This window comes from Flavobacterium sp. DW-iso2 (assembly GCF_058725285.1).
Map to the genome: position 1 here is coordinate 133,173 of NZ_JBZXDY010000002.1, position 24,816 is coordinate 157,988.

Annotated in this window: 16 protein-coding genes; all 16 read left to right on the forward strand. The window is 34.5% G+C overall.

Annotated features, from left to right (window positions below; genetic code table 11):
* Positions 1 to 114: 114 nt before the first annotated feature.
* The 16 genes from AC4PRO_RS01990 to AC4PRO_RS02065 all read left to right on the forward strand — a co-directional run bounded on the left by AC4PRO_RS01990 (position 115) and on the right by AC4PRO_RS02065 (position 24,807).
* A complete protein-coding gene (locus tag AC4PRO_RS01990; protein ID WP_492116101.1) occupies positions 115 to 1,422 on the forward strand; it encodes an MFS transporter in 1,308 nt (435 codons plus the stop codon).
* A gap of 16 nt (positions 1,423 to 1,438) precedes the next feature.
* On the forward strand, positions 1,439 to 2,365 hold the full coding sequence (locus tag AC4PRO_RS01995; protein WP_492116102.1) for a carbohydrate kinase family protein: 927 nt from the start codon (positions 1,439 to 1,441) through the stop codon (positions 2,363 to 2,365).
* Positions 2,366 to 2,371: 6 nt separating this feature from the next.
* Complete coding sequence (locus AC4PRO_RS02000) at positions 2,372 to 4,108, forward strand: alpha-amylase family protein (RefSeq protein ID WP_492116103.1); 1,737 nt, start codon at positions 2,372 to 2,374, stop codon at positions 4,106 to 4,108.
* 106 nt (positions 4,109 to 4,214) lie between these two features.
* The gene (locus tag AC4PRO_RS02005; RefSeq protein ID WP_492116104.1) at positions 4,215 to 5,429 is read left to right on the forward strand and encodes an MFS transporter; all 1,215 of its coding nucleotides are present in this window, start codon (positions 4,215 to 4,217) and stop codon (positions 5,427 to 5,429) included.
* Positions 5,426 to 7,294 (forward strand): trehalase family glycosidase, encoded by a 1,869-nt coding sequence (locus AC4PRO_RS02010; RefSeq protein ID WP_492116105.1) that lies wholly within the window; start codon positions 5,426 to 5,428, stop codon positions 7,292 to 7,294. The genes AC4PRO_RS02005 and AC4PRO_RS02010 overlap by 4 nt, the downstream gene beginning before the upstream one ends.
* A gap of 69 nt (positions 7,295 to 7,363) precedes the next feature.
* Positions 7,364 to 7,798, forward strand: coding sequence for a CBS domain-containing protein (locus AC4PRO_RS02015; RefSeq protein WP_492116106.1), 435 nt, complete (start codon positions 7,364 to 7,366; stop codon positions 7,796 to 7,798).
* Positions 7,799 to 7,953: 155 nt separating this feature from the next.
* Positions 7,954 to 10,242, forward strand: a complete 2,289-nt coding sequence (locus tag AC4PRO_RS02020) for an NADP-dependent malic enzyme (RefSeq protein WP_492116107.1) — start codon at positions 7,954 to 7,956, stop codon at positions 10,240 to 10,242.
* A 93-nt stretch (positions 10,243 to 10,335) separates the two neighbouring features.
* A complete protein-coding gene (gene ruvA / locus AC4PRO_RS02025) occupies positions 10,336 to 10,917 on the forward strand; it encodes a Holliday junction branch migration protein RuvA (RefSeq protein ID WP_074721789.1) in 582 nt (193 codons plus the stop codon).
* Between the two features lie 25 nt (positions 10,918 to 10,942).
* The gene (gene sov / locus AC4PRO_RS02030) at positions 10,943 to 18,100 is read left to right on the forward strand and encodes a T9SS outer membrane translocon Sov/SprA (RefSeq protein ID WP_492116108.1); all 7,158 of its coding nucleotides are present in this window, start codon (positions 10,943 to 10,945) and stop codon (positions 18,098 to 18,100) included.
* Positions 18,101 to 18,188: 88 nt separating this feature from the next.
* Positions 18,189 to 18,569: a glycine cleavage system protein GcvH gene (gene gcvH, locus AC4PRO_RS02035; RefSeq protein ID WP_492116109.1), complete on the forward strand. Its 381-nt coding sequence runs from the start codon at positions 18,189 to 18,191 to the stop codon at positions 18,567 to 18,569.
* Between the two features lie 73 nt (positions 18,570 to 18,642).
* Entirely contained in the window at positions 18,643 to 18,945 is a 303-nt protein-coding gene (locus AC4PRO_RS02040) for a VanZ family protein (RefSeq protein WP_492116203.1), read from the forward strand.
* Between the two features lie 243 nt (positions 18,946 to 19,188).
* Complete coding sequence (gene deoC / locus AC4PRO_RS02045) at positions 19,189 to 19,932, forward strand: deoxyribose-phosphate aldolase (protein WP_492116110.1); 744 nt, start codon at positions 19,189 to 19,191, stop codon at positions 19,930 to 19,932.
* Positions 19,933 to 19,951: 19 nt separating this feature from the next.
* Positions 19,952 to 22,069, forward strand: coding sequence for a capsule assembly Wzi family protein (locus tag AC4PRO_RS02050; RefSeq protein WP_492116111.1), 2,118 nt, complete (start codon positions 19,952 to 19,954; stop codon positions 22,067 to 22,069).
* A 174-nt stretch (positions 22,070 to 22,243) separates the two neighbouring features.
* Entirely contained in the window at positions 22,244 to 23,146 is a 903-nt protein-coding gene (gene cyoE / locus AC4PRO_RS02055; RefSeq protein ID WP_175460261.1) for a heme o synthase, read from the forward strand.
* Between the two features lie 2 nt (positions 23,147 to 23,148).
* The gene (locus AC4PRO_RS02060; RefSeq protein WP_492116112.1) at positions 23,149 to 23,736 is read left to right on the forward strand and encodes a cytochrome c oxidase subunit 3; all 588 of its coding nucleotides are present in this window, start codon (positions 23,149 to 23,151) and stop codon (positions 23,734 to 23,736) included.
* Positions 23,737 to 23,778: 42 nt separating this feature from the next.
* Positions 23,779 to 24,807 carry a cytochrome c oxidase subunit 3 gene (locus AC4PRO_RS02065; RefSeq protein WP_492116113.1) on the forward strand — a complete coding sequence of 343 codons (1,029 nt, stop codon included), beginning with the start codon at positions 23,779 to 23,781 and terminating at the stop codon, positions 24,805 to 24,807.
* The last annotated feature ends 9 nt before the right edge of the window (positions 24,808 to 24,816 follow it).

Consider the following 24,816-nt stretch of genomic DNA (forward strand, 5'->3'; position numbering starts at 1 on the left):
CGTTTTCGGTACTACCGAAAACGTTTTTGTTTTAATTATTTAATTATTTGGCAATTTTAAAATTAAATTTAAATATTATAACCAGAAAAAAAACGGATTAACTAATTAAGTGCAATGAATATACCGAAAATAAAACTTAGTTTTTGGCAGATAATTAATATGAATGTTGGTTTTTTCGGGATCCAATATAGTTTTGGATTACAACAAAGTGCCGTTAATCCTATTTATGATTTTTTGCATGCAAGCCCAGATGAAATTCCTTTATTAAACCTTGCGGGACCTTTAACGGGCTTATTAGTTCAACCTATAATAGGAGCTATGAGTGATAAAACCTGGCATCCACGATGGGGAAGACGTAAGCCTTATTTTTTCATAGGAGCAATGGTTTGTAGTATTGCTTTATTTTTGTTTCCCTTTAGCAGTTCACTATGGATGGCAGCGGGATTATTATGGATATTAGATGTTGGGAACAATACTGCTATGGAGCCTTATCGCGCTTTTATTGCAGATACACTTGATGAAGAACAGCAACCGATAGGATTTCAAGCCCAAAGTTTTTTTACAGGTTTTGGTCAGTTTTTAGCGTATATATCCATTGGGATTTTCCCGTTAATAATTGTTGGTTACACCGGCGAATTACCCAATTGGATGTATGCTTCTTTCTTCATCGGGGCAATCTTGTCCATCACATCTATTTGGTGGAGTATGAGTAAAACCAATGAAATCCCGCCAACAGCTGAAGAAATTGAATATATAAAAGCCAATCCATTAAATATTATTTCGCCTTTTGTAGATATTTATAAGGCCGTTTTAGAAATGCCAAAGGTAATGTGGCAGCTGTTTTTAGTCTACTTATTCCAATGGTATGCTATGATGTGTTATTGGCAGAATAATTCTAAAAGTATTGCTTTGTCGGTTTGGGATACAACACCTTCGGACAAAATTGGATATGGTGAAGCAGTTCGCTGGAATGGATTAGTCGGGGCATTTGGGTTCGTAGTTACTTTTTCGATCGCATTCTATTTGGCAAAGTTAGCGCAAAAGCATGGCGCTAAAATGGTTCATTTTGGATGCCTAATATTAGGAGCGATTTCTCTTTTATTCTTCCCTGTAATACAAAATCAATATTTATTCTTTATTGTAATTATTGGGTATGGAATCGCATGGGCAAGTATGATGGGGATTCCATATTTAATGGTTGTTGCCAATATCCCAAAAGAACGCTATGGAGTGTATATGGGAATCATTAATATGATGATTGTTATACCAATGATTTTTCAAAATGTATCATTTGGATTTATTTTGAAGCATTTCTTAAATAATGATCCTCGATTGGCTATAACTTTTGCGGGAGTTTTATTGCTCATTGGTGCAATCTGTACCTTATTTATAAAAATAGAAAACAAAAAATTAAGTGAATAATTCAATAAATAATAAGATGGATAATATAGATATCCTTTGTGTTGGCGAAGTTCTTATAGATTTTATTGGGCATCAAGAAGGTGTTCTTATTAATGAAACTAGAGATTACCATAGGTATTTAGGAGGTTCTCCTACTAATGTTGCTATGAACTCAACAAGATTAGGTTTGAATGCTACAATGGTCGCTACAGTTGGTAAAGATGGTTTTGGATCCTATATTTTTGAAAAGTTATCGGAAGTTGGCGTCAATACAAGCCACATTAATACATTGGATAATAAATCAACAAGTGTTATTTTTGTTTCTAGGTCTGAAGGCACACCTGATTTTATCCCTTTTCGTGAAGCAGATTGTTGCATTTATGAAGAACAAATTTCAAGTGAAATATTATCTAAAACTAAAATATTTCATACTACCTGTTTTGCCTTAAGCAAAAACCCTGCACAGAAAACAATATTAAAAAAGGCACAGGAAGCTCATGATTTAGGATGTAAATTAAGTATCGATGTAAATTATGCTAAAAAACTCTGGAAAAGTCAAAAGAAAGCTCTTAAGGTGATCAAAACCTATTGTCAGTTCAACCCGTTAATAAAAATAAGTGAGGATGATATGCTTCGCCTTTTTGAGAAAGAACTACCTCATGAAGCTATATTTCAATTTTTTCATGATCAAGGTGCAGAAATTGTATGCTTAACATTGGGAGGCAAAGGAGTGAAATTATCTCAAAAAGGAAAAGAAGTCATAGAAATGCCAGCGATAAAAATTGACAAAGTAATGGACTCAACTGGAGCGGGTGATGCTTTTTGGTCTGGATTTTTATTTGCCTATATTAAGGAAAAAACTATCGATGAGTGTTTGGATATCGCTTTAAAATTAGCGGCTTTAAAACTGCAAAATGTTGGGCGTTTACCAGATAACATTAATATTCTATCTAAACTTTTATAAAACACGATGCAAGAAAATAATAAAACAATCGCTAATGGTGTGATGCTTAATGCGTATCCAGATAGCATTGGAGGAAAATTCAGTGATACAGTAGACATGCTTAAAATGACAGAATTTAAGGATGTTTTTTCTTTGCTATATGTATTGCCTACTTTTTTTAATAGTGACTTAGATAGGGGGTTTTCTATTATTGATTATAATCTTAATAAAGAGTTAGTAGACACAAACGACTTACTTGAATTAGAAGAACTCAATGTTAAACTTAAATTTGATATTGTCTTAAATCATCTTTCTGTCGCTTCACCACAATTTAAAGATGTACTTAAATACGGTAACGAATCTAAATATAAAGATTTCTTTATCAATTGGAATGAATTCTGGGAAGGAAACGGAGTAAAAAATGAGGATGATGTTATAATTCCAAAAGCAGAATATCTCCATAAATTATTCATGCGCAAGTCTGGTTTGCCAGTATTAAAAGTTCGTTTTCCGGATGGTACAGAACAACCGTATTGGAATACCTTTTACCAGCAAATAACATATAATCCTATAACAGTTTTAGATTTACAAAATATATGTGGTTTATCAGAAGAGCAAAGTCTATTTATAACTGCAAAAATTAATGAAGCTATTGCTAAAGATCAAGATTTTACAACTGTTGATTTTAAAGAGGTGAGTCTTTTTAAAGCAGATATTCTACAAGTAATAGAACAGAAGCGTTCTTATTTAGGACAAATGGATGTGAATGCAGCATCGCCTTTAGTTTGGGATTTCTACGAAGAGACACTAAAAAAACTACGTGGTTATGGTTGCAACATTCTTCGCTTAGATGCTTTCGCCTATTTGCATAAACAAGTAGGGGAATCAAATTTCTTCAATAAACCGGGTACTTGGGAATATTTAGAACGAATTAAACAAATAGCGCAAAAAAACGATTTGATACTCTTGCCTGAAATTCATGCGGAGTATGGCTTGCATTTGCACGATGAAGTAGCTAACGAAGGCTATACTATTTATGACTTTTTCTTGCCAGGTTTAACGATTCATACTATTGAGAATAAAACGAGTAAAGCTTTATTAAGTTGGGCAAAAGAAATTATCGCCAAAGGATACAAAACAGTAAACATGCTTGGTTGTCATGACGGAATACCAGTTTTAGATTTAAAAGGTAAAGACGTAAATGGGGTTTATAACCAGGGCTTGTTAGAAGATGACGAGATAGAAGGGATCATGAATACAATCATGGAGCGCGGTGGTCGCGTGAAAAATCTTTATGATCCTTCAGGAAAAAAGATTTCTTATTATCAAGTAAACGCTACATTTTTTAGTGCATTAGGTGAAGACGAGCAAAAGTTACTTTTAGCTAGAGCGATACAAATGTTTATGCCAGGAATACCTCAAGTGTGGTATTTAGATGTTTTTGCTGGGAAAAATAATTATGAAGCAGCCGATAATGGTGGTAGCGCAGGTCATAAGGAAATCAACCGTACAGCATTAACTATGCAAGACATAGAGCAAGGCTTAAAAACAGATGTTGTAAAGAAACAGCTAGAGATAATTCGTTTAAGAAATACCTCAGATGCATTTTTAGGAAAAGTAGAAATTAATGATGCCCTTGATGATGCCCTTGACATTAAATGGACAAACAATAAATCAGTAGCGCATTTAATAGCTGACCTTAAAACCTGTCATTTTACGATAGATCAAATAGATAAGGGAACTACCAAACAAATGAGTTTTTAATATCAGAATGTAATCTAAAAATTTGCAGTCGTAAAACATCAAGATGTATTTATACTCTGGGAGGGATTGATATCCATGAATACCTAATACTTAAAAAATTAAATAAATGAAAAAAAGTACCATTAAGCTCGCAATGTATCTCAATTACTTTGTTTTTGCCATTCTACTCAATAGTGTAGGGATTGTTATTCTAAAGGCGCAAAAAAATTATGGTGTTGATGAATTACAAGCTAGTATTTTGGAAGCTTTTAAAGATTTACCTATAGCTATTGTATCTTTTCTAATTGCCTCTTTCTTGCCTAGAATTGGGTATAAAAAGGCAATGTTAATTGGTTTAGCATTAGTCTCAGCTGCTTGTGTTACCATGTATTTCGGGAATTCATTTAGCGCTGCCAAAGTACTTTTTGCCACTGTCGGGGTGTCTTTTGCATTGATAAAAGTATCTGTTTATTCTCTGATAGGAACTGTGACGGAGAATCAAAAAGAGCACAATAGTTTAATGAGTAGTATTGAGGGTGTTTTTATGATAGGAATCGCCTTGGCTTATTTTTTATTCCCCGCTTTTAATTCTGAAACCGATCCTAATGCTTGGCTTAATGTATACTGGCTTTTAGCTGCTATTTCGCTATTGTCGTTTAGTTTTTTGTTTTTTACCAAATTCGAAAAGCAAACAGAAATACCTGGGGTAGACTTATTAGATGATTTTAAACAAATGTTCAAACTGTTTGTTAAACTATTGACAATCGTTTTTGTAATTAGTGCTTTTCTATTTGTAATGATTGAGCAAGGAATTATGACATGGTTGCCTACGTTTAATGATAAAGTGCTTCATCTGCCAGAGAATATCAGTATTATGATGGCAAGTATTCTAGCAATTTCATTGGCTGTAGGAAGGCTTCTTGCTGGTGTGATTACTAAGTCTATCAATTGGATTTGGGTATTGACTTTTTGTATAATCATGGCAATGCTATTGGTGGTTTTTGTGCTTCCAAGAACAGTTGGTTTAGAAGTAAAAGATATTAATTCATTGAGTGATATTCCTTTGATGGGATTTGCATTTCCATTAGTGGGATTGTTTATAGCGCCTATTTACCCACTTTTGAATTCAGTTGTTTTGAGTGCTTTGCCTAATAAATTACACAGTTCGATGACAGGGTTAATAGTTGTTTTTTCGGCTCTTGGTGGCACAGTAGGGTCAAGGGTTATTGGTTATTTGTTTAAAAATGAAGGGCCAGAAAATGCTTTTTATTATACCTTGATTCCAATGTCATTATTATTGGTCTCCTTTTTTATTCTAAAAAAACTTACTTCTAAATCATGAAAATCACGCTAAATAATATAGAAAAAGTATTTCAGGAACTATTATTTCAAGAAGATACTGATCAAGATAAAAAAATTACCAAAGAGGATAAAGGGCCTAAGCGTTTTGTGCTGATAGATGAAAAAACTAAAGTAGAAAAGGTAATTACTGGAACGTATCATTTGTCAAATTTGCTTCAAGAGCTGGCTTTGCTACGAGAACAGAAGGTTAATGAGTTGGATTTATCTCATGTTGAAGAAGCTCCTGTTGAGAGAATCTCTAGAAAAATCCGTGAGGATTATTGGGATGAATTGACACGTACCATCGACAAGAAAGGGCTTGCCCAAATTCTTGAAGATGAAAAAACAGCTAATGAAGTGCCTACGCTTTATGTTTCTGCAAAGGATGAGGTAGGGGTTTCTTATTTTAAAGACTTGGAAAAAGATTTTAAAAATTTTAAAGTTGCTGTTTTGCCGAAGGATTATAGTGTCGATTATGTGGATACCTTGAATACAAAACCAGGAATTTTAGCATTAGCGCTGGAGCAAAAAGTATATAGTCTACAAGGCGTTCCTTTTGTGGTGCCCGGCGGAAGATTTAATGAAATGTATGGTTGGGATAGTTATTTTATAGGTGTTGGCTTGTTGATTGATGGTCAAATGGAGAAGGCTATGGCTATTGCCGAAAACTTCAGATACCAAATAATTCATTATGGTAAAATATTAAATGCAAACCGAAGCTATTATTTGACGAGAACGCAGCCTCCTTTGTATTCCTCGTTGTTAGTTAGTGTAATGAAAGACAGGAAAGTAAGTCGGGAGTGGTTGAAAAAGCATCTTGAAACTGTCATTTTGGAATACAATACCGTTTGGATGGTGCAGGGAAATCGATTGACACCTACAGGGTTAAATAGGTACAAAGCAGATGGAGTAGGAATGCCTTTTGAGGTGGAGCCTGGTCATTTTGACGATATCTTAGCGCCTTATGCCACAAAGTATAATTTGCCTATTAGAGAATTTGAAAAACAATATTTAAGCAGATCTATTGTTGATGATGAACTTGATCTTTATTTTGTTCATGATCGTAGCATGAGAGAGAGTGGGCATGACACTACAAACCGTTTGATAAATACCTGTGCCAATCTGAATTCAGTTGATATCAATAGTTTTCTTTATAAATACGAAAAGGATATCAGTTATCTTATCAAAAACTACTTTGAGGATTCTTTTCAAGTCGAAGGAATAACGTACGCTTCTGAAGATTGGGAGGATAAGGCCACTTTTCGTAAAAGCAAAATAGATGAATTGTGTTGGAATGAAGCAGCAGGGATGTATTTTGACTATGATTTTGTAAATAAAAAACAATTCCCTTTTGAAGCGGCAACTACCTTTTTTCCATTGTGGGCTGGATTATGTGATGAAAATCAGGCCAAAAAATTAGTAGGAGTAGCCTTGCCGCAATTCATTCAATCAGGAGGAATTACAGGAAGTACAAAAGCGAGTGTTGCTGGGATTCCTGAAGATGTCCCGCAACGACAATGGGATTATCCTTTTGGGTGGGCTCCTCATCAAATGTTGTTATGGGAAGGCTTAATCAATTATGGATATCTGGATAAAACCCAGGAAATGATTTATCGTTGGCTTTGGTTGATTACAAAAAATGCAGTAGAATATAACGGAACCATTCCTGAAAAATTTAATCTGGAAACTAGTTCACATAAAGTTTTTGCAGAATATGGCAATGTAGGGACTGAATTCGATTATATTTCTAAAGAAGGATTTGGGTGGGTAAATGCATCGTATCAATACGGTTTGCAAATTTTGAATGATGATTTTAAAACTCAATTGAACTCCCTAACTTTACCTGAAGATTTATTTAAAGTATAGTTTTTTATAAAAAAGCTGTCATTTGTATGCTATTTTTTTTAACTTTATAGTCAACTAAAATTTTTCAATATGACTGTAAATCAAATATTAAGCATTAAAGGGAATGATGTTCACTCTATAGTTTCTTCCATTACGGTTTATGAAGCCTTAAAAGTAATGGGCGAGAAAAACGTTGGAGCTGTTTTAGTAATTGAAGATAATTTACTTAGAGGGGTTTTGTCAGAAAGGGATTATGCTAGAAAAATTGTCTTGAAAAACAAAGCTTCCAAAGACACTCTTGTACATGAAATCATGGAGCGAAATGTTATTACGGTGAAACCAACAGATAATCTCGATTATTGTATGGAATTGATGAGTACAAAACGGATCAGACATTTACCGGTTGTTGAAAATAATGCGGTCTTAGGCGTTATTTCGATAGGAGATGTAGTGAAGTCTATTACAGAGATACAAAAAGAAACAATTCAGCATTTGGATTCTTATATCAGTGGGACAAAAGCATAATTAAAAATACAATTACCAATTTAAATAGCTGCAAATTAGTGCGGCTATTTTTTTTGCTGCAAAATGACAGTCGTTTTTTTGTAAAAGAATAGGAGAATAGTCTGCTTTTTAAAGCAACTCTTATATCTTTGTAAGCTAGAATAAAACCTAAGTAAATGAATAGCAATAGCAATAGTAAGAGAAGAGAAGCATTATTATATCATGCAAAACCGACTCCCGGTAAGATACAAGTAGTCCCTACAAAGAAATATGCAACACAAAGAGATTTGTCTTTGGCCTATACTCCAGGTGTAGCAGAGCCTTGTTTGGAAATAGCGAAAGATGTAAATAATGTATATAAATATACAGCTAAAGGGAATTTAGTTGCGGTTATTACAAATGGAACAGCAGTTTTAGGTCTTGGGGATATTGGTCCCGAAGCTTCAAAACCAGTTATGGAAGGGAAAGCTTTGTTGTTTAAAATTTTTGCTGACATCGATGTTTTTGATATAGAAGTAGATGTTAAGGATATTGATAAATTCATTGAGACAGTAAAGGCGATAGCTCCTACTTTCGGAGGAATAAATCTAGAGGATATTAAAGCGCCTGAATCATTCGAAATTGAAAGGCGTTTAGTTGAAGAGCTTGACATACCTGTAATGCATGATGATCAGCATGGAACTGCAATTATATCATCTGCAGCTTTGTTAAATGCACTTGAATTAGCAGGTAAAAAAATTGAAAATGCAAAAGTTGTAATTTCAGGTGCAGGTTCTGCAGCATTAGCGTGTGCTAATTTATACGTGCTGTTGGGAGTTAATCCGGCTAATATTACTATGTTTGATAAAGACGGAGTTTTGTCTAAAGATAGAACGGATATTTCTTTATTACAACAACGGTATGCAACTGATAAAAAAGGATTTACACTAACAGAAGCTATAAAGGGAGCAGATGTTTTCTTAGGGCTTTCTGCAGGAAATGTTCTTTCGGCGGAGATGTTGTTGACAATGGCAGACAATCCTGTTGTTTTTGCAATGGCAAATCCTGTCCCTGAAATCGATTATCATTTAGCGATAGCCACACGTACCGATATTATTATGGCTACGGGAAGATCAGATTATCCAAACCAAGTAAATAACGTATTAGGGTTTCCTTATATATTCCGTGGTGCATTAGATGTTCGTGCTACAAAAATAAACGAAGCAATGAAAATGGCGGCGGTTAGAGCGCTGGCGGCCTTAGCAAAAGAATATGTTCCTGAACAAGTGAATATCGCTTATGGTGCGACCAAATTAATTTTTGGACGTGACTATATTATTCCTTCTCCTTTTGATCCAAGACTGATAAGAGTCGTTGCTCCAGCTGTGGCAAAAGCTGCAATGGACTCTGGAGTTGCCTTAAACCCGATTACAGATTGGAATAAATATGAAGAAGAGCTTTTAGACCGATTGGGGAATGATAATAAAATGGTTCGATTGATTACCAATAGAGCTAAAATGGATCCTAAAAAAATCATATTTGCAGAAGCAGATCATCTAGATGTGCTAAAAGCAGCCCAAATTGTTTTAGAAGAGGGAATAGGGCAGCCCATTCTATTGGGTAATATGGAAATAATACTAGAGCTGAAAAAAGAATTAGGTTTTGAAACCGAAGTTGAAATTATCGATACTAAAATTGATGAAGAGAACGAAAGAAGAAATAGATTCGCAAATACGTATTGGGAAGCCAGAAAAAGAAGAGGGATCTCTTTGCTGGATGCTCAAAAATTAATGCGTGAAAGAAACTATTTTGCCGCGATGATGGTGAATGAGGGAGAAGCCGATGGCTTAGTTACTGGATATACCAGAAGTTATTCATCAGTGGTTAAGCCTATGTTGCAACTAATTGAGAAAGCACCAGGTGCATCTATTGCTGCAACTACAAATATGATGATAACAAAACGTGGGCCGATGTTCTTGTCAGATACAGCCATCAATATTGATCCATCTGCTGATGATCTGGCTAAAATTGCTATTATGACTGCTAAAACTGCTAAAATGTTTGGTGTAGAGCCCGTTATTGCGATGGTTTCATTTTCAAACTTTGGGTCGTCAACAGATACTAGTGCAGCAAAAGTAAGGGAGGCTGTAGCTTATTTACATAAGAATCATCCAGATATGGTTATTGACGGAGAAGTTCAAGCTGATTTTGCTTTGAACCCTGAAATGTTAAAAGAAAAGTTTCCGTTTTCTAAACTAGCTGGTAAAAAAGTGAATACCTTGATTTTTCCAAACCTTGATTCTGCCAATATCACTTATAAATTATTAAAAGAATTAAATCAGGTAGATTCTATTGGTCCAATTATGTTAGGTATGGGAAAACCAGTGCATATATTTCAATTAGGAGCAAGTGTTGAAGAAATGGTTAATATGGCTACTATTGCTGTTATTGATGCACAAGAAAAACAGAAGAAAAAAAATAAATAGGTCAAATAGATATTGAAAAGCACTCCGTCTTCATTACGGAGTGCTTTTTTTAATTCGAAACAACTATATTTATATTAAATACAAAACATTTTAATGATAACACATTTACAAGGTAAATTAGTAGAAAAAACACCAACAGAAGTAGTTATTGATTGTGGCGGTGTTGGTTATCACGTAAACATCTCGTTACATACCTATTCTTTGCTCCCAAATGCTGATTTTATAAAATTGTTTACCCACCTTCAAATTAAAGAAGACGCACACACTTTGTTTGGATTTGTTGAAAAATCAGAGCGAGAGATTTTTAAGATGTTACTTTCGGTTTCAGGAATTGGAGCCAGTATAGCCAGAACAATGTTGTCTTCATTAGATCCAAAACAAATTACAAATGCAATTGCATCTGGCGATGTTGTTACCATACAATCTATTAAAGGAATTGGTAGTAAAACAGCTCAAAGGGTAATCCTTGATTTGAAAGATAAAGTACTAAAATTGTATGATTTAGATGAAGTTTCAATGTCACAAAGCAATACAAATCGAGATGAGGCGTTATCAGCTTTGGAGGTTTTAGGTTTTGTTAGGAAAACCTCAGAAAAAATTATCGAGAAAATAGTAAAAGAAGATCCCGATGCTTCCGTGGAATCTATTATTAAGAAAGCTTTAAAAAGCTTATAAAATCAAAGTTATAAACCCGAATTGTATGCATAAAATTTGTACTTTTTTGATTGTTTTGTTTTGTGGTTCCGTGTCGTTAGCACAAGTAAAAGAGCAAGCTCAAGACACTACAAAAACAGGTTTTTCTTTAGGAAAAGTCCAAATAAAAGATCCTCAAAGTATCCTGTCAGCTTATGCATATGATCCAGTTACAGATAGGTATATTTACACCAACTCTGTTGATGGGTTTTCCATTAATTATCCGATCATTTTAACGCCAAAACAGTATGAAAATTTAGTATTGAAAGAATCTATGAGAGATTATTTCAAGAAAAAAACTGATGCTATCGACGGCAAAAAAGAAGGTAGTGAAGAAGCTAAAAAAGATTTGTTGCCAAAATACTATATTAATTCTAGTCTTTTTGAATCTATTTTTGGTAGTAACACGATTGATGTTAAACCGACAGGATCCGTAGAAATGGACTTAGGTATGCGCTACACAAAACAGGATAATCCTTCCTTTTCTCCAAGAAACAGATCTAATTTATCTTTTGATTTCAATCAAAGGATTAGTATGAGTTTAATGGGTAAAGTAGGAACAAGACTTAATGTAAATGCGAATTACGACACACAGTCTACTTTTGCATTTCAAAATTTAATTAAATTAGAATACGCCCCTTCTGAGGATGATATAATTCAGAAAATTGAAGTTGGAAATGTAAGTATGCCTTTAAATAGCTCATTGATTAGAGGAGCCCAAAGTTTGTTTGGGGTGAAAACTCAACTCCAATTTGGAAAAACAACGGTTACCGGTGTTTTTTCAGAGCAAAAATCACAGACGAAAAGTGTGGTAGCTCAAGGTGGAGGGACAATCCAAGATTTTGATATGTTTGCTTTGGACTATGATAATGATAGACACTTTTTCTTATCCCAGTATTTCAGAAATAAATACGATTCTTCATTAAAAAATTACCCGTTTATTGACAGTAGAGTTCAAATATCAAGGTTGGAAATTTGGGTGACCAACAAACAAACCCGAGTGAATACTACTTCTAATAATTTAAGAAATATTATTGCGCTTCAAGATTTAGGAGAAGGGCAATTATCTGGAATTGCTGATAACGAGGTGGTGGTTTTAGATCCTTCAACGGGTATATTTAATAATCCTTTTGACACTCCTTCGGACAACGCAAATAATGATTACGATCCTGCGCAAATTTTAACAGGAACTGGTTTGCTGAACAATAATATTCGAGAAATTGTAACTTCAAGCTCGGGGTTTAATGTTACTGTAAGTGAAGGGCAGGATTATTCAAAGTTAGAAAATGCCCGAAAACTGAATCCTAATGAATATACATTTAATGCACAGTTAGGTTATATTTCTTTGCAACAAAGATTAGCTAATGACGAGGTTTTAGCGGTAGCATATCAATATACTATTGGTGATAAAGTGTATCAGGTTGGAGAGTTTGGGAATGATGGTGTGGATGCAACGGTTGTGACGGGTACCACTCCTTCCAATCAGGCTATTGTTACTCAAAGTTTAATTTTGAAAATGCTGAAGAGCAATTTAACCAATGTTAAAAACCCAGTTTGGAATTTGATGATGAAGAATATTTATCAGATTCCTGGAGCCTATCAGGTAAAACAAGAGGATTTCAGGTTCAATATTCTTTATACAGATCCGTCTCCATTAAATTATATCACTGAAGCAAAAGATGCAGCCGGAAATCCGGTTCCCTTTCCTTCTAGTCCAACACCTGACAATCGAGTTGCAGAAACACCATTATTGAAAGTATTCAATTTAGATAAATTGAATTACAATAATGATCCTCAAACTGGTGGGGACGGTTTTTTTGACTTTATGCAAGGCATTACAATCGATTCTCAAAATGGGCGATTAATATTTACAACCAAAGAACCATTTGGAGAATTATTGTTTTCTAAATTATCCAATACGGGTTCAGGAGAGAATTATGATGATGCCAGCACTTATAATCCAAACCAAAAGAAATATGTTTTTAGAAACATGTATCGCAATACACAATCAGGCGCCTTGCAGGATAGTGATAAAAATAAATTTCTCTTAAGAGGAAAGTATAAATCCTCGGGAGGTGACGGAATACCAATTGGAGCGTTTAATGTACCAAGAGGTTCTGTTGTTGTTACCGCAGGCGGTAGAATTTTAGTGGAGGGGGTTGATTATAGCGTAAATTATCAATTAGGGCGAGTGCAAATTTTAGATGCTTCACTACAAGCTTCAAATACGCCAATTAATGTCTCTTTAGAAAACAATTCTATTTTCGGTCAGCAAACCAGACGGTTTATGGGTGTAAATGTGGAGCATAAAATTTCAGATAACTTTTTGGTTGGTGGAACTTTTTTAAAAATGTCTGAAAGACCATTTACTCAGAAATCAAGTTTTGGTCAGGAATCTGTGAACAATACTATTTTTGGTTTCAATACTAATTTTTCTACAGAGGTTCCTTTTTTAACTAGGTTAGTGAATAAGTTGCCAAATCTAGATACTGATGTACCGTCAAGCCTATCTATAAGAGGAGAAGTTGCGTTTTTAAAACCAGATTCACCAAAAGCGGATCAGTTTGAAGGAGAATCAACTATTTATGTGGATGATTTTGAAGGGTCTCAAACAACGATCGATATGCGTTCAGCGTACGCTTGGAGCTTGTCGTCCACTCCGGACAGAAATACTAGAAGCACCTATGATTTTAATGCGAATGCCAATGATTTAAGCTATGGTTTTAAAAGATCAAAACTGGCCTGGTATTCAATTGATCCTATATTTTATACTCAAAAACCTGCTGGAGTTTCAAATGATGACTTATCATTTAATTCCACTAGGAGAATCTACAGTCAAGAGCTGTACCCTTTAACAGATATTGCACAAGGACAATCACAAATCGTGAACACCTTAGATTTAAGTTATTATCCGTCTGAAAGAGGAGCATATAATAATAATGTAAATTTTGCGGCAGATCCTGCAGGCAATTTTGGAGGAATCATGCGATCTTTAAATTCTACTAATTTTGAGCAAGGAAATGTGGAATACATTCAGTTTTGGGTAATGGATCCTTATGTTGGAAAAGGGGCGATTCCTCAAACTAATTCAGGGAAACTATATTTCAATTTAGGCGAAATTTCAGAAGATGTTTTAAAGGATGGAAGAAAACAGTATGAAAACGGACTTGGGCCAGATCAAATATTGGTCAATCCGAGACCGATCTGGGGAGATGTTCCTGCTTCACAATCTTTAATCTACGCATTCGATACCAATGTAAATAATCGATCCAATCAGGATGTAGGATTAGATGGTTTGGCTAATGCCAATGAAGGGGCTGTGTATAACAACTTTGCTTCTGAACCAGATCCAGCTGCGGATGATTACACCTACTATTTGAATAGTTCTGGAAGTGTACTCGATCGCTATAAAAATTATAATGGAGTTGACGGGAATTCTGTGGTAGATATTAATAATCCAAATAGAGGATCGTCAACCGTTCCTGATGTTGAGGACATCAACAGGGATAATACAATGAATACGATCAATGCTTATTATGAATATAGCATCGATGTGAAATCTAATCCTGTTATCGGTCAGAATTATATAACGGATATTAGAGATACTCAGGTAACATTAGCGAATGGCGAAGTAACTGATTCGAGATGGATTCAGTTTAAAATTCCTGTTACGCAACCGGAGAATACGATAGGAAATATTTCAGATTTCAGATCGATTCGTTTTATGCGAATGTTTATGACTGGCTTTGATCAAGCAGTAACAGTCCGTTTTGGAGCTTTAGATTTAGTAAGAGGAGAATGGAGAAGGTATACCAATACGCTTGACTTCAACGATACAAATGTAGCAGATGATGGAACAGAATTTGACGTATCAGCAGTAAATGTTCAGGAAAATAATCAGAGATGTCCTATAAATTATATAACACCTCCAGGGGTGCAACGAGAACAATTGTTTAATAACAATACTATTATTAATCAAAACGAACAATCATTGTCGTTAAGAGTTGCAGGTGACGGATTAGAAATTAATGATTCAAGAGCAGTTTTTAAAAATGTAAGTATTGACATGCGTCAATTTAAAAAATTGAAAATGTTTTTGCATGCGGAGTCATTACCAAATGAAACTACGCTTAGAGATGATCAAATGGTAGGGTTTATTCGTTTTGGAAATGATTTTACTCAGAATTTTTATCAAATCGAGATTCCTTTGAAAGTGACAGTACCTTCGGCATCGGCGACGTTAAATTGTTCTCCGTTGAGTGCTGAGGCAGTATGGCCGGAAGAAAATGAAATCGATTTATCATTGGCACTATTGACCCAATTAAAAATATTGGCGATGAGTGTTGATTTAAGCACCTTGCCTTTAGACGGTATTTATTACTCAGATGATGACGCTAGCAGGCCTGAAGGAGATGGTACTAGTAAATTAAGATTAGGGATCAAAGGAAATCCTAATTTTGGATTAGTTAGAACTTTGATGGTGGGTGTAAAAAGCAATGAAACACATCAGGATATTAAAGGAGAAGTTTGGTTCAATGAACTTCGCTTAGCAGACATGGATAACCAAGGAGGGATGGCAGCAGTGCTAAACGTCGATTCTAATCTAGCTGATTTTGCCACAATTTCAGCTACAGGAAAGAAAAGTACGATTGGTTTTGGTGCATTGGAACAAGGGCCAAACGAAAGAAGTCGGGAAGATATTCAACAATATAACATTGTGACGAATGTTAATTTGGGGAAATTACTACCTCCAAAATGGGGCGTTAATTTACCATTTAATTACGCTATCGGCGAAGAAACGATTACTCCGGAATACGATCCTTTTAATCAAGATATAAAACTAAAACAGTTGTTGGATAATACTACAGACTCTGCTGAAAGAAATAATATTTCAAGTAGAGCCATCGATTATACAAAACGAATGAGTATTAATTTTATTGGAGTAAGAAAACAAAGAAGTCCTGAACAAAAACAACATGTTTACGATCCAGAAAATTTCACCTTCTCTCAATCGTATAACAAAGTAGAGCGACATGATTTTGAAATTGAAGATTATGTAGATCAGCAAGTGAACTCATCAGTTGATTATGCTTACAGTTTTCAACCCAAACCAATTGAGCCGTTTAAAAAGACTGAATTTTTGAAAAAGAGCAACTATTGGAAAATGCTAAGTGATTTTAATTTTAATTATTTGCCTTCTAACATATCCTTTAATACTAACATTAATCGACAATACAACCGTCAGCAATTTAGACAGGTAGATGTACAGGGAATTGGTATTGATCCTTTGTATCGAAGAAATTTTGCATTCAACTATCAATATGGATTTAATTATAATCTGACAAAATCTTTGAAATTAAACTATACAGCTTCGTCGAATAATATTGTGAAAAATTATTTGAATGCAGACAACGAACCTATTGATAGTTTTACAATCTGGGATAGTTATTGGGATATTGGAAATCCAAATCAACACATGCAGCAATTGGTCTTAAATTATGAGATTCCAATTAATAAAATTCCGTTATTTAGTTTTGTGAAAGCTAATTATTCTTATACTGGTGACTATAGCTGGCAAAAATCATCAAATGCATTCTCTCAGTTAGAGGATGTTGGTATTCCAGATTTAGGGAATACAGTTCAGAATGCACGTTCTAATAACTTGAATACAAGTTTTAATATGGACATGCTTTATAAGTATTTGGGATTGACGAGAAATTCGGCTAAGACAGCAAATAAGCAGAAAGCGGCTGCTCCTAAACCAGGACAGAAAGTGGTGAATACTAATGTGAAATCTCAAGCTCAAAACAATCAATTTGTTGATGGTTTAATGGGAGTATTGACTAGTGTAAAAAATATTCAGATTAATTATACTGAGAATAGCGGTACCGTTTTACCGGGTTACACACCAAGCGTTGGGTTTTTAGGATCTTCGAGACCATCACTAGGTTTTACGTTCGGAAGTCAAGATGATGTGCGATATGAAGCTGCAAAAAATGGTTGGCTGACCAGTTATCAGGAGTTTAATCAAAATTTTACTCAGGTAACGAATAAGATGTTTAAGGCAACTGCAAATGTAGATTTGTTTCCGGATTTAAAAATTGATTTAGCAGCTGACAGGTCTTATTCGCAGAATTATTCGGAACAATATAATGTGTTGGACGGTCAGTATTACTCGCTTTCGCCTTATACATACGGACTTTTTTCTGTTTCAACGGTCTTGATAAAAACATCGTTTTCTACAAGCGACGAAAAATCTTCTGCAGCATTTGATGATTTTAGAACTAACAGGCTTGTAATTGCAAACCGACTAGCTTCTGAACGTGGAATAGATATAAATAATCCTAGTAATCGTGATGCAGATGGGTATCCATTAGGATATGGTAAAAATAATCAAGCGGTATTATTGCCTGCTTTTATGGCGGCCTATTCAGGAAGTGATGCATCAGGGGTCTCTTTGGGGATTTTTAGAAGCGTACCTATTCCTAACTGGGCAGTAAAATATAATGGATTGATGCGTTATGATTTATTCAAAAGGAATTTTAAACGTTTCTCTCTGCAACATAATTACAGGGCATCTTATACTATTAATCAGTATCGTTCAAATTTCGAATATGATAAAACACCTGACGGAGTTGATGCGAGCGGAAACTTTTTTAATAAAACAATCATGTCTAATGTCAATTTAGTGGAGCAATTTAGTCCGCTAATTCGAATGGATTTCGAACTAAAGAGTTCGTTGAAAATACTAACTGAGATCAAGAAAGACCGAGCGTTATCAATGAGTTTTGATAATAATTTATTGACAGAAGTAAAAGGGGTAGAGTACGTGGTTGGTTTAGGATATCGATTTAAGGATGTTATCTTTTCTTCTAGATTAGCAGATAATCCTTCGGGCATCATCAAAGGAGATATTAATATGAAGGCAGATTTCTCTTATCGTAATAATCAAACCATAGTTAGGTATTTAGATTATGATAACAATCAGTTAGCTGGAGGACAAAATATTTGGTCTTTAAAATTGACAGCTGATTATGCTTTCAGTAAAAACCTGACCGCTATTTTCTATTATGACCACTCTTTTTCAAAAGCGGTAATTTCGACCTCGTTCCCTCTTACGAATATTCGATCCGGATTTACGCTTCGATATAATTTTGGGAATTAATTTATTAAAATCTAAACTATATTTAAATAGAAGATTGTTACATTTGCACAACAATAATTCAATTATCAATTATCAATACGTATTTATTATGAATATACCAGCAGATTTAAAGTACACTAAAGATCACGAATGGGTTAGTTTAGAAGGTGATGTTGCAACTGTAGGAATCACACATTTCGCTCAAAAAGAATTAGGGGATATCGTTTATGTTGAAGTGGAAACTTTGGACCAGACTTTAGAAAAAGATGAGGTTTTTGGTACTGTAGAGGCTGTTAAAACAGTATCGGATTTGTTCTTGCCTTTATCCGGAGAAATTATTGAATTCAATGACGCTTTAGAAAGTACTCCGGAAGCAGTAAACGCAGATCCTTATGGTGCTGGTTGGATGATAAAAATTAAAGTTTCAAATGTTGCAGATTATGATTCTTTACTTTCAAGTGAGGCATACAAAGAACTTATAGGTGCTTAAACAAATAGTATTCTGGATTGCTTTATTATGGTCAGGGTTGGTTCTTTTTTTGTGTTTAGTTCAGTCGAATAAGATGCCTGTCGTAAATATTGAAAACTTAGATAAAATAGTTCACGCTTTCTTTCATTTCGTATTTACATCACTTTGGATTTTGTTTTTTAAAACACAAATAAAAGATCCGGATAGTTATAAGCCATATATTATTTCATTTTTGTTTTCTGTCCTTTTCGGAATTACAATTGAAATCATGCAAGGTCAATATACTACAACCAGAAAAGAGGACGCACTAGATGTAGTAGCAAATATGGTTGGAGCAGTTTTAGCTGTATTTTTAATTTTTTTATATTTTAGAAATAGGCGTTTAAATAAAATCTGATACAAATAGTAATCCCACTTCGGTGGGATTTGTTTGTTTTAAAGAGGTATTTCTTTTTGCTTTACAATTTAATTTCCCTCAGATTTGATTAGTTTTATTGGATAGTCATTTTGCTGGTCTAAAATTTGGGTAGATAGCTATGGTGGTCGCTTTAAAAGTATTTGCAACTATAAAACTTATGCCAATTTAATATGTATTTTTGTAATTTATGAAGATATCAATTATAGTTAAATCAGTAGAAAAATGAACATCAAAAAATATTTAGATTCGACTTATTTAAAAACGGCGGAGCAGGCAGGGCTTAATCAAGAAGATAATGTAAAAATAGTCGAAGGGTTTATTCAGGAAGCTATTAATGAGCATTTTAAATTGATCATGATTCGTCCTAATATGGTTTTATCAGCTAAACAAATGGTTTCTGAGGCTGGTTCGAATTTACAAATTGGAACGGTTATCGATTTTCCTGAAGGGAAGTCAGCTATTGCCGTTAAATTAGTTGAAGCAGAAAAGGCAATTCAGGACGGAGCAGATGATTTAGATTTTGTCTGTAATTATGAGGCGTTTAAGAATGGTAATATTGATTTGATTAAAGAAGAGATTTTGAAAGGAACTCAACTTGGTATCGAAAACAATAAAGTGGTAAAATGGATTATTGAGGTTGCTGCATTGAATGATGAGCAGATTGTACAATTGACGGATTTGATAAAAAAGGTTGTAGTTTCTAATTTTAAGGAAACTAGTTTTTCCTCGGTATTTGTGAAGTCTTCAACTGGATTTTTTAAAACGGATAATAATTTGCCTAATGGGGCGACAATACCGTCGATTATTTTGATGTTAGAAAATGCGATACCACTATCTGTGAAAGCCGCTGGGGGAGTTAGAACCTACGAAGAGGCGGTTGAAATGATTAAGTTAGGAGTGAAGCGAATAGGAACGTCAGGAGCAAAAGCAATTGCTAACGGAGAAAACACCAACATTGGATACTAATTATACAATCAAAATAAATATGGAAAAGGGTTTGTTAACTTTAATTGCATCATTTCTTTCTTTTTTTACCTATGCACAAGATCTAGATTTATTAGAGTCGAATCGTTCTCCTGAGCGTTTTCCTGTTTTTCCAATTTGTAAGAATCTGGAGAATAAAGAACTGGAAAGCTGTTTTTATGATGAGGTTCAAGAGTTTGTCTTTCAAAATTTTGTTATTCCTGAAGAGCTTGTGGCAAACAATTTTCAGGGAAATGTAAAAGTGCTTTTTGAGGTAGATGCAACAGGTATTTTCAAAGTAATCTATGTAAATGCAATTGATGAAGAATTAATTAAGGAAGCGAAGAGAGTTTTTGCCAAGTTTCCTAAAATTAGTCCGTCAACTTATAATGGCAAGTCAGTTTATTCAAAATACAATATCACGATTTCAATTCCATTAAAAAGTGCTGAATCAAGAGCTTCAGAGGCATTGGCTCGTGCCGAAATATTACAAAGTAATACAAAGCAACTAACGGAATTAGATAGTATTGTTTATAAGAAATACAATAATCCGGAGTATGATAGTCATTTAAATATTCCATTCTCACATAGTTACTACGCACAATTTGATGGGGCATTAAATCGAGTAGGAAGTAATAACCACACTGCTTCAAAGCCGTACACTTATGCTGAGGTTTCAAAGTACTATGATATTAAAGAGGTAAATGAAAAACTCAAGAAAAATGTTGTTGGTTGGTGGGCGAAAAAGTTGTGGAATGAAAATGCAGTTGAAATCCAGGGAGACGGCTATTGGTTGTCCTTAAACCCGATATTGGATTTGCAAGTAGGTAAAGCTTCTGGTAGCGATGTTTCTTATACGTATGTCAATACACGCGCGATTAATTTTAGAGGAGGGCTTGGGGATAAACTAAATTTTTCGACCACTGTATTTGAAAGTCAGGGACGTTTTGCAGATTATTTTAATCGGTATGCTGAATCGATAAAGCCTGCCGGTGGTAACCCTGCAATTATTCCTGGAATGGGAATTGCAAAGGATTTTAAAACTGATTCCTATGATTTTCCTTTGGCGGAAGCTAATTTAACATTTTCGGCAAGCAGGCATGTCGATTTGCAATTGGGTTATGGAAGGAATTTTATCGGAGACGGGTACCGCTCGTTGATGGAGAGTGACGGAGCAAGTCCGTATCCTTATTTTAAAATAAACACTAATTTTTGGAAAATTAAATACACTAATACGTATATGTGGCTGAAAGACGTGCGTCCCGAAGTTACTCTGGAGAGAACCTACGCGACTAAGTTTATGGCAAACCATTATTTGAGTTGGAATATTTGCAATAGATTGAATCTTGGTTTCTTCGAATCAGTTATTTGGACCAATACAAATGACAGGGGCTTCGATGCTAGTTTTGTTAATCCGATTATATTTTACAGATCAGTTGAGTTTGCCTCTTCTGCCAGAACTGGAAATGCGTTATTAGGGCTTACATATAAGTATAAGTGGAGCGATAAAATTAATGTTTATGGTCAGTTTTTGTTAGACGAATTTTCTTTGGGAGATATAAAAAAGCGAGATAACAGTTGGAAAAATAAATACGGGTATCAGTTGGGAGTCAAATACTATAATGCATTCCATGTTGATAATTTATTACTGCAGTTTGAATACAATCATGTGCGGCCCTATGTGTATTCTCATAGTGTGCCAATTACAAATTATGGACATAATAATCAAAATATCGGCCATCAGTGGGGTGGAAATTTCAAAGAATTTATTCTAATTGCCCGCTATCACAAAGGTAGGTATTTTGCTGATGCAAAAATCACTGCGGGTACCCGTGGCTTGGATTTTGACAATGCTGACGACAGTTTTAATTATGGTGGAAATATTTATAAAGATTATGATGAAAAACGACCATTTGATAGCAGTGTGAAAGTGGGGCAGGGGAATAAAACGTCTCTTTTTATAGCGGATATTCAAGGAGGATATTTAGTAAATCCGACAACTAATTTAAAGATTTTTGGTAGTTATATTTATAGAAGCTTTGATCCTACAAAGAATACCGCAGCTACATTCAGTGAGAGTACTAATTGGTTCACCTTAGGACTACGCGCAGACGTTTTTAATTGGTATTTTGATTATTAGAAAAGGTTTGAATTAACGGTGTTTAAATTCAAAAAAGGAGCTTTTGTTTAGTAATTATCCGGAAGTATTTTTTTATATCAATATTACTTTAAAAAAAATCTAAATTCTTCATTCTAATTTCTATCTGTAAGTTGTACCTTTGCAGCAGTTTTAAAAAACCAAATGAAAACCGCATTGAATAGTACGTCAAATACATTTTCCCTTAAAAGAGTTTTTCTTGATTTTAAAGAAATCACGAAAGCGGGATTGGCTATAAGTGTCTTATTTTCCTCTATCGCAGGATATTTTTTGGGTTTTAATAGTGAACATCCTTTTCAGTGGTCTGTATTGATAATGCTTGCCATAGGAGGATATTGTATGGTGGGGGCTTCAAATGCATTTAATCAAGTGATTGAAAAAGATTTGGATGCTTTGATGGACAGAACTAAAAATCGCCCTGTTCCTGCAGGAAGAATGTCTACTTTTTCTGCTTTAGTCGTTGCGAGTTTGCTTACCATAATAGGAATTACATTACTCTATATGATCAATCCTAAAACAGCAATGTTTGGTGCGATTTCTATATTTTTATATACAAGTGTCTATACGCCGTTAAAGACAATGACGTCGTTATCTGTTTTCGTGGGCGCTTTCCCTGGTGCTATACCGTTCATGTTGGGATGGGTTGCGGCAACAGGTGATTTTGGAATAGAGGCGGGAACGTTATTCTTAATTCAGTTTTTTTGGCAATTTCCTCATTTTTGGGCAATTGGTTGGTTTTTGTATGAAGATTATGAAAAAGCTGGTTTTTTTATGTTACCAACAGGAAAGAAAGACAAGGGTACTGCTTTGCAAGTTATTTTATATACGATATGGCTTGTTATAGCTTCATTGTTGCCTTCGTTAGGATATACTGGGAAGTTGTTTATATCTCCTGTGGCAGCAGTAGCAGTTTTTTTATTGGGAGTTTGGATGTTGTTTTATGCAGTGAAACTCTATAAGTTAAGAACAGCAAAAGCAGCTAAAACGTTGATGCTGGTTAGTGTTGCGTATATTACTTTGTTACAATTCGTATATATAATTGATAAATTTTTGAGATAGTTATGGAAGTTACAATGACAACAGAAGAGTATAAATCTAGAACGGCAAGATCATACAAATTGATATTGCTGTTTGCTATGGTCAGTATGACCATGATGTTCGCTGGTCTTACTAGTGCGTTTGTGGTAAGTAAATCAAGAGTAGATTGGTTGAAAGATTTTGAATTGCCAACAGCCTTTTATTTTAGTACTATTGTGATAATTGGGTGTAGTGTTACGTTTCACTTGGCTAAAAAATCGATTCAAAAAGACAATAAAAGTGCGACTACTACATTTCTTTTTGCTACTTTAGCATTGGGAATTTTGTTTATAATTTTGCAATTTGTAGGTTTTGATCAGATAGTACAACAAGGGTACTATTTTACAGGAAGTGAGAGCTCAATTACAACTACATTTCTTTATGTTGTGACCGTGGTGCACTTAATTCACCTTGCAGGGGGGGTAATTTCATTGCTAATTATAATTTATAATCATTTTAAACAAAAATACAATTCGAGTCAAACTCTTGGAATAGAACTAGGTGCAATGTATTGGCACTTTCTTGATTTCTTGTGGATTTATTTATTTGTATTTTTATATTTCTTTAAATAAGAAAAAAACGTAAATTTGGGAACTTTTTAACGAATAACTTTTATGGAATCGACAGTTACTGCTGGGAATAGCGAAGAAAAAACTTGGGGAGGCGGCAATGAGCCAATGGGAGCAAGTTATGGTAAATTAATGATGTGGTTTTTTATCGTGTCAGATGCCTTAACGTTCTCTGGATTTTTAGCCGCTTATGGTTTTTCTAGATTTAAATTTATTGAGACATGGCCGTTGGCCGATGAAGTGTTTACTCACTTTCCATTTATGCACGGTGTTTCTGCACCGATGTATTATGTGGCATTGATGACTTTTATTTTGATTTTTTCATCTGTAACAATGGTTTTGGCTGTTGATGCAGGTCATCAAATGAAAAAAAACAAGGTTGTTCTTTATATGTTTTTAACAATCGTAGGTGGAGGGATCTTTGTAGGGTCGCAAGCTTGGGAGTGGAAAAACTTTATCAAAGGGGAATATGGTGCAATCGAAACAAAAGGAGGTAGTTTACTTCAGTTTGTTGATAAAGATGGGCATCGTGTTGCGCTAGCTGATTTTGCTGCAACTTTGCCAGTAGAAAGAGAACAATTGACAAGAAATAAAGGAAAGTGGTTCATGAGTGAGCCTGCTTTGCCTACTTACTCTATTGCAGAAGTTCAAGCAGGGTTTAAAGCGCATCCTGGACTTCTTATTAGAACGGAAGTTATTTATGAAGCAACTCCAGAAACTAAGGTTGATGCAAAAATAAATCACGACTTAAGTAAATTTAAACAAAAGACGGTTTTAACAAGAGAAGAGTCTGAGTTAAGGTTGACTCAAGCGTCTTATGTTGTTGAAGGGGCTAACTTGGTTAGGAATGAATACGGTAGTAAGTTATTTGCTGATTTCTTTTTCTTTATAACAGGATTTCACGGATTTCACGTTTTTTCTGGTGTAATTATAAATATCATTATATTTTTTAATGTACTTCTTGGAACTTACGAGAAAAGAGGGAGTTATGAAATGGTCGAAAAAGTTGGTTTGTACTGGCACTTCGTCGATTTAGTTTGGGTATTTGTATTTACGGTTTTCTATCTAGTTTAATTTTCAAAA

Excerpts from the sequence above, each read along its gene's own strand:
- AC4PRO_RS01990 (WP_492116101.1), top strand. The coding sequence starts at position 115 with ATGAATATACCGAAAATAAAACTTAGTTTTTGGCAGATAATTAATATG.
- AC4PRO_RS01995 (WP_492116102.1), top strand. The coding sequence starts at position 1,439 with ATGGATAATATAGATATCCTTTGTGTTGGCGAAGTTCTTATAGATTTT.
- AC4PRO_RS02000 (WP_492116103.1), top strand. The coding sequence starts at position 2,372 with ATGCAAGAAAATAATAAAACAATCGCTAATGGTGTGATGCTTAATGCG.
- AC4PRO_RS02005 (WP_492116104.1), top strand. The coding sequence starts at position 4,215 with ATGAAAAAAAGTACCATTAAGCTCGCAATGTATCTCAATTACTTTGTT.
- AC4PRO_RS02010 (WP_492116105.1), top strand. The coding sequence starts at position 5,426 with ATGAAAATCACGCTAAATAATATAGAAAAAGTATTTCAGGAACTATTA.
- AC4PRO_RS02015 (WP_492116106.1), top strand. The coding sequence starts at position 7,364 with ATGACTGTAAATCAAATATTAAGCATTAAAGGGAATGATGTTCACTCT.
- AC4PRO_RS02020 (WP_492116107.1), top strand. The coding sequence starts at position 7,954 with ATGAATAGCAATAGCAATAGTAAGAGAAGAGAAGCATTATTATATCAT.
- ruvA (WP_074721789.1), top strand. The coding sequence starts at position 10,336 with ATGATAACACATTTACAAGGTAAATTAGTAGAAAAAACACCAACAGAA.
- sov (WP_492116108.1), top strand. The coding sequence starts at position 10,943 with ATGCATAAAATTTGTACTTTTTTGATTGTTTTGTTTTGTGGTTCCGTG.
- gcvH (WP_492116109.1), top strand. The coding sequence starts at position 18,189 with ATGAATATACCAGCAGATTTAAAGTACACTAAAGATCACGAATGGGTT.
- AC4PRO_RS02040 (WP_492116203.1), top strand. The coding sequence starts at position 18,643 with ATGCCTGTCGTAAATATTGAAAACTTAGATAAAATAGTTCACGCTTTC.
- deoC (WP_492116110.1), top strand. The coding sequence starts at position 19,189 with ATGAACATCAAAAAATATTTAGATTCGACTTATTTAAAAACGGCGGAG.
- AC4PRO_RS02050 (WP_492116111.1), top strand. The coding sequence starts at position 19,952 with ATGGAAAAGGGTTTGTTAACTTTAATTGCATCATTTCTTTCTTTTTTT.
- AC4PRO_RS02060 (WP_492116112.1), top strand. The coding sequence starts at position 23,149 with ATGGAAGTTACAATGACAACAGAAGAGTATAAATCTAGAACGGCAAGA.
- AC4PRO_RS02065 (WP_492116113.1), top strand. The coding sequence starts at position 23,779 with ATGGAATCGACAGTTACTGCTGGGAATAGCGAAGAAAAAACTTGGGGA.